Consider the following 6,522-nt stretch of genomic DNA (forward strand, 5'->3'; position numbering starts at 1 on the left):
GGCTTCGCCCAGGCTCAAACCGGCATCGAACCCAGGACCTTCTGGAAAATAGCAGCGGCGTATTTCGAAGCACTGGCAAAAGGGCTGCTGAAAATCGATCTCTATGTAAAGCGTGCAACCCTGCGCATCCTGCTGCAGTATGTCTGGCTGGCCAAGGGTACGGAGGCGTCGGCCCGGCTTGCGGAAGATCTGCTTTTCCTGTGTTCCCAGGCGAAAGTCCCGCGCTCCAGCGACGCACCGGTGCTGTCGGCGGTTCGTTCAAGTTATGGCTTGACGCGGTTCAAGCCGGTGGACTATGAGTCGGTCCAGTTCGGCCGCTTCGCCCCGGCCCTGATCGCACAGGCCCGCAAGCGCATCAGCTCGGCAAAGGAAACATGGTCTGCAGCCACCGCTGGAGACCTGAGCAAGTTCAAATCCCTGAACGACCAGTTCAGCCTGGTGACGGATTCACTGGTCAAACTGCATCCGCCGAGCGAGCCGATGGCGCGGTCGCTGACGCGCGTGATCGCCTCGACGGTCAGCTCGGGTCAGGCCCCCAGCCCCGAACTGGCGCTGGAGGTGGCAACCGCCGTGCTGTACCTGGAAGCCGTGTTTGACGATTTCGACCCCAACGACCCGCGCCTGTGGGCCCGGACAGCCCGGCTGGCGGAGCGGCTTGAAAGCGCCAGGACGGGCGGACAGCCACAACCCCTGGAGTCGTGGATGGAGGAGCTGTACCAGCGCGTCAACGACAAACAGACCATGGGAAGCGTGGTGGGTGAACTGCGCGTGGCCCTGGGTGTGCTGGAAAAATCCCTCGACAGCTTTTTCCGCACGCCGGAGGACAAAAAACCCCTGGCCGTGGTACCAGGGCAACTCGCGCAGATGCAGGGCGTGCTGTCCATGCTGGGGGTAGACCAGGCAGCCCTGGCGGTAATGCACATGCGTGAACTCGTGGAACAGATGCTCAAACCTGGTGCCAATGAGCAGCAGGCCCACATGGCAGGATCGGTCGATCGCCTCGGCAACAATCTCGGAGCCTTGAGTTTCCTGATTGACATGCTCAACTACCAGCCCGGCCTGGCCAAAAAGCTGTTTGTGTATGACGCGGTGAAAGGCGAACTGAAGGCCGACAAGGACAACTGAACCGCCAGGAGCGCGGCCGGGGTTGCGCCTGAAGGCAGCTGGTGAAATGCCCGAGAAAACACCCTTGTTTTAAACTGGCCGCCCCCGCGCACCGCCGGTACTGCGGGAACGCCATTGAAAGCACGCCATGAACGCCCCTGAAACACTTCCGGGCACCCCACCCCGGCTCACCAGCCTGTYGCATGGCGGCGGTTGCGGCTGCAAGATTGCGCCTGGCGTGCTGAGTGAAATTCTCAAAAACTCCAGCAACCTCCCGATTCCGCCGCAGCTGCTGGTGGGCATTGAAACTGCCGACGACGCGGCTGTTTACCTGCTCAATGACGAGCAGGCGCTGATCGCGACGACCGATTTCTTCATGCCCATCGTCGATGATCCCTACGACTTCGGCCRCATCGCCGCCACCAATGCAATCAGTGACGTCTATGCCATGGGCGGCACGCCCATCATGGCGCTGGGGCTGGTGGGCATGCCCATCAATGTGCTGCCGCTGGAGACCATAGGCGCCATCTTGCGCGGCGGGCAGGACGTTTGCCGCGATGCGGGCATTCCGATTGCGGGAGGCCACACCATCGACTCGGTCGAGCCGATTTATGGCCTGGTGGTGCTGGGCCTGGTGCATCCATCGCGGGTCAAGAAAAATTCCGGAGCCCGGACTGGCGATGTGCTGGTGCTGGGCAAGCCGCTGGGCATCGGCATCCTGTCAGCGGCGCTGAAAAAAGAACAGCTGGATGCCGCAGGCTATGCCCGCATGATCGCGCTCACCACACAGCTCAACAAGCCGGGTATCGAGCTGGCACGTATGGAAGGCGTGCATGCACTCACCGACATCACCGGCTTTGGCCTGGCAGGCCACGGCCTGGAACTGGCCCGCGGGGCCGACGTCCAGCTGCGTATCGACTGGCATCGCGTGCCGCTGGTCAGTGGCGCGCGCGAACTCGCGGCACAAGGCTGTGTGACGGGCGCCTCGGGGCGCAACTGGGCCAGCTATGGAAATGAAGTGAGTTTGCCCGCCGCCTTTGCCGACGTAGACAAAGCCCTGCTCAGCGACCCGCAAACCTCGGGAGGCCTGCTGGTGTCCTGCAGCGCCGGCAGCGCTGCTGAGGTTCTGGAAGTTTTCCGTGCCCAGGGCTTTGCCGAGGCAGCGGTCATCGGGGACGTCACCGCCGGCCACGGGCTGGCCGTACGCTGAAAAAATGCGCGAGAGTCTGGCACAAGCCGTAAAACCCTAGGGTAAACCCGGAAATTTTTTGTCAGTCTTTATTCAGTGCGGGAGCGGGCATCCGTCGTACCATTCATGCCTCGACGTACCCGGGTGGGTACTTTCTCATTCAAAAGAACTTATCGGAGACATCCCGTGTCCGCACTCCTCAAACTCGCACTGGCCTACGACTGGCTGACCACGCGACTTGGCAAGATCGCCGCCTGGACGGTGTTGCTCGCCGCGATGATTTCCGCCGGCAACGCCTTTGTGCGCTACGGCCTGGACATCAGTTCCAACGGCTGGCTTGAAATCCAGTGGTACCTGTTCGCCGCCACCGTGATGCTGGGCGCACCTGTGGTCCTCAAGCTCAACGAGCACGTGCGGGTCGACATCATTTACGGCAAGCTCAAGGGCAACGGGCCGGTGTATGTAGACATCTTCGGTCTGGCCATCTTTCTGCTGCCGGTGATGGGGCTGATGGCCTACCTGAGCTGGCCGCTGTTCATGAGCATGCTGCGCTCAGGTGAAGTCTCAGGCAATGCCGGTGGACTGATCCGCTGGCCGGCGATGCTGCTGCTGCCGCTGGGCTTCGGTCTGATGTTCGTACAGGGCCTCTCGGAAATCATCAAGCGCATCTGCTATCTCCAGGGCAAATTCGAGATGGATACGCACTACGAAAAACCGGTTCAGTGATCCGTTTGCATCGCTCGTTCCCATAAAAATACTTTCAGGACTACCCCATGCAGATGGAAAATTTCGCCCCGATCATGTTCGCGGGCCTCGTGCTGATCATGCTGATCGGCTTTCCCGTCGCCTTCTCGCTGGCCGCCCTCGGGCTGGCCTCGGGCTTCCTTGCCATCGAGATGGGCTGGTTTCCCGCCAGCTTCATGTCCAACCTGCCGCTCAACATGTTCGGCATTTTGTCGAACGAGTTGCTGCTGGCGATTCCCTTCTTCACTTTCATGGGCGCCATCCTTGAAAAGTGCGGCCTGGCCGAAGACATGCTCGACTCCATGGGCCAGCTGTTCGGCCCGGCCAAGGGCGGCCTGGGCTACTCGGTCATCATCGTCGGCTTCATCCTGGGTGCCATTACCGGCACCGTAGCCGGCCAGGTGATCGCCATGGCGCTGATCTCGCTGCCCGTGATGATCCGCTACGGCTACAACATGCGCTACGCCACGGGTGTGCTGGCGGCCTCGGGCACCATTACGCAGCTGGTGCCGCCGTCACTCGTACTGATCGTGATGGCCGACCAGCTGGGCCGCTCCGTCGGTGACATGTACAAGGGCGCCTGGGGCCCCTCCATCCTGCAGGTGCTGATCTTCGCGGGCTACACCTTCATGCTCGGCGTGTTCAAGCCGCACCATGTTCCCGGTGTGCCCAAAACCGCACGCACGCTCAACGGCTGGGCGTTGTGGGCCAAATGCCTGCGCGGCATCATTCCCTCGGCCATCCTGATCTTCGCGGTGCTCGGCTCCATGGGCGGCCTGCCCGGTATCGACACCGCCATCGCCACGCCGACGGAAGCCGGCGCCATGGGTGTGGTGGGCGCACTGGTGCTGGCCGCCATGCACAAGCGACTGACCCCCGCGCTGATCTGGGAGGCCATGAGCGGCACGATGCGACTGACGGCCATGGTCGTCTTCATCCTGATCGGCGCGCGCGTCTTCTCGATGGTGTTCCAGGGCGTGGACGGTGCCAAGTGGGTCGAGCACATGCTCAGCGGCCTGCCGGGTGGCCAGACCGGCTTCCTGATCGCCGTCAACCTGTTCATCTTCTTCCTGGCCTTCTTCCTCGACTTCTTCGAGATCGCTTTCATCATCCTGCCGATGCTGGGCCCCGTCGCCGACAAGCTGGGCATCGACCTGATCTGGTTCGGCGTGCTGCTGTGCGTGAACATGCAGACCAGCTTCATGCACCCGCCCTTCGGCTTCGCACTGTTCTATTTGCGCGGCATCGCCGACACGCTGTTCAAGGAAGGGCGCATCCCCAAGCCGATCAAGTCCAATGACATCTACCTGGGCGCGATTCCCTGGGTGGCGATGCAGCTGATCCTTGTGGCGATCGTGATCTTCGTGCCGCAGACGGTAACGATCTTCCTCGACAAACCCGCGGTGATCGACCTGGRCAAAGTCAAGATCGAAATCCCGGCCGACGAAAGCGCGACCCCACCCGCGGGCGCGGCCAGCGGTGCGACAGGCAGCGATCCACTGGCACCGCCGGCAGAACCGAATTCCGACGACGAACAGAAAAAGGTCGACGAACTGTTCAAGACCAAATAACCGATCGCAGCCTTCCAGGCCAGCGTCCAACGCCCCTTTCGCGAGGGGCGTTTTTATTGGCAGCCCATACTGTCAGTTTTTCCTTTCCAGACCGCGAGCACTCCATGGACCCCGTACCCGCCCCCAGCACCTATTTTGGCCCGCCACCCTTCAAGTTCACCCCAACAGGTGGGAGCATCTCGGGGCAGGCGTTTTCCGTGCCCTTCAAGGTGTTGGCGACCGCCATCGTGCTGGCGCTGGCCGCGGCTTTTGCCCAGGCCTGGCTGGCTGGGAGGGCCTCAGGCGCGGCTGCAGGCGGGGGGTGGTTTATCGCCGGGCTGCTGATGGTGGGCTACACCTGGTGGCACATCCTGCGCAGCGTCACGCGCCTCGACGAGCAAGGACTCTACCAGAGCTGGGTCTGGGACAAGCACATGGAGCTGCGCGAACTCGCCTACGGCAAGCTGATCCGCGTGCGCGGACTCGAATGGCTRATCGCGCCGCGTCTGTATGTGCGTACCTTGATGGGGAAGTTCGCGGTGTTCTACGCCGCCTCGCCCGAAATGGTCGCAGAATTCGAACGGCTGGTAAGCGAGTTGAAGACCTTTCGCAGCCAACGCTGAGGGCACGGCTCACTGCCGCCGGAAAGGCAGGCAAAAAAAAAAAGCGACATGTCGCGGTTTTTTTTCCCGGGAAAACGGGGAACCACTGATTTCCCTTTCAAGCAGGGGCCGCGGAACCGGCTTCGCCGGGCCGCAGGCGCAGCGGCCCCCTCGGGGGGCAGCGCATTACACGAAGTCGAAGACGCAGTGAAAAGCGTGGGGGCTCATAAGGTGACACCCTGCATGTAAGTGTCGAAGCGCGACTCGGCGAAACGGAACCAGAGGATCTGGTCCTTCTGGAAAGCACGGTAATCGCTGTAGATCTTCTTCCAGTCAGGGTTCTTCTCGGCCAGCTCGGCATACAGATCCATTGAAGCCTTGAACGAGGCATCAAGCACGGGCTTGGGAAAGGGCAAGACCTTGGTCTTGGCGCCCACCAGCTGTTTCAGCGCGGTCGGGTTGCGCGCATCGTACTTGGCCTGCATGTCGATATGGGCGTGCGAAGCCGCGGCTTCAATGATGGCGCGGTATTCCGCGGGCAGGGCTTCCAGCGCCTTGTTGTTGATGAAGAAATCAACCTCAGGGCCGCCTTCCCACCAGCCGGGGTAGTAGTAAAACGGTGCCACCTTGTTGAAGCCCAGTTTCTGGTCGTCGTAAGGACCGACCCACTCGGCAGCATCCAGCGTGCCCTTTTCGAGGGCCTGGTAGATTTCGCCGCCGGGAAGGTTTTGCGGCACCACGCCGAGACGCTCCACCACCTTGCCTGCAAAGCCGCCGATACGGAACTTCAGGCCTTTCAGGTCGGCCACGGTCTTGATTTCCTTGCGGAACCAGCCGCCCATCTGGGTGCCGGTGTTGCCGCCAGGAAAGCTCACCAGGTTGTATTTGGCATAGAACTCATTCATGAGCTTGCGGCCGTTGCCTTCGTACATCCAGGCCGACATCTGGCGTGAGTTCATGCCGAATGGAATTGCTGCACCGATCGCAAAGGCTTCGTTCTTGCCGAAGTAGTAATACGGGACGGTGTGGCACATTTCCACGGAGCCTTGGCCAACGCCGTCGACCACACCAAAAGCAGGCATCAGTTCGCCGGCGGCATGGACGCTGATCTGGAATTTGCCGCCAGTCATTTCGCTGACCTTCTTGGCGAAAACTTCGGCACCGCCGTAAATGGTGTCAAGCGGCTTGGGGAAACTGGAAGCCAGGCGCCAGCGGATGGCGGCCTGGGCGTGAACAGCGGGTGCCACACCGGCGGCCAGTACACCGGCAATACCGGCGTTTTTGATAAGTGAACGACGATCCATTAAATGCTATCTCCTGAAGGGTGGTCGGG

At 61.5% G+C, this 6,522-nt stretch carries 6 protein-coding genes; 5 read left to right on the forward strand and 1 reads right to left on the reverse strand.

The window, feature by feature from the left end:
* The 5 genes from AC1D1X_RS12620 to AC1D1X_RS12640 form a co-directional block, all read left to right on the forward strand.
* Positions 1-1,125, forward strand: a 1,125-nt coding sequence (locus tag AC1D1X_RS12620; protein ID WP_477698383.1) for a FimL-related protein, incomplete at its 5' end; no start/stop codon positions are given.
* A gap of 127 nt (positions 1,126-1,252) precedes the next feature.
* Positions 1,253-2,314 carry a selenide, water dikinase SelD gene (selD, locus tag AC1D1X_RS12625; protein WP_477698384.1) on the forward strand — a complete coding sequence of 354 codons (1,062 nt, stop codon included), beginning with the start codon at positions 1,253-1,255 and terminating at the stop codon, positions 2,312-2,314.
* Between the two features lie 165 nt (positions 2,315-2,479).
* Positions 2,480-3,019 (forward strand): TRAP transporter small permease subunit, encoded by a 540-nt coding sequence (locus tag AC1D1X_RS12630; protein WP_477667984.1) that lies wholly within the window; start codon positions 2,480-2,482, stop codon positions 3,017-3,019.
* Positions 3,020-3,066: 47 nt separating this feature from the next.
* Positions 3,067-4,608, forward strand: a complete 1,542-nt coding sequence (locus AC1D1X_RS12635; RefSeq protein ID WP_477698385.1) for a TRAP transporter large permease — start codon at positions 3,067-3,069, stop codon at positions 4,606-4,608.
* Between the two features lie 104 nt (positions 4,609-4,712).
* On the forward strand, positions 4,713-5,210 hold the full coding sequence (locus tag AC1D1X_RS12640; protein WP_477667986.1) for a hypothetical protein: 498 nt from the start codon (positions 4,713-4,715) through the stop codon (positions 5,208-5,210).
* Between the two features lie 203 nt (positions 5,211-5,413).
* Here the strand turns inward: AC1D1X_RS12640 and AC1D1X_RS12645 are convergent, their stop codons facing one another.
* Entirely contained in the window at positions 5,414-6,493 is a 1,080-nt protein-coding gene (locus AC1D1X_RS12645; RefSeq protein ID WP_477667987.1) for a TRAP transporter substrate-binding protein, read from the reverse strand.
* Positions 6,494-6,522: the final 29 nt, after the last annotated feature.

The sequence above is a fragment of the Polaromonas sp. P1_G4 genome (genome assembly GCF_056405475.1).

What these genes read in the sequence shown, in the direction of transcription:
- AC1D1X_RS12645 (WP_477667987.1), bottom strand. Translation starts at nt 6,493, where the DNA reads ATGGATCGTCGTTCACTTATCAAAAACGCCGGTATTGCCGGTGTACTG.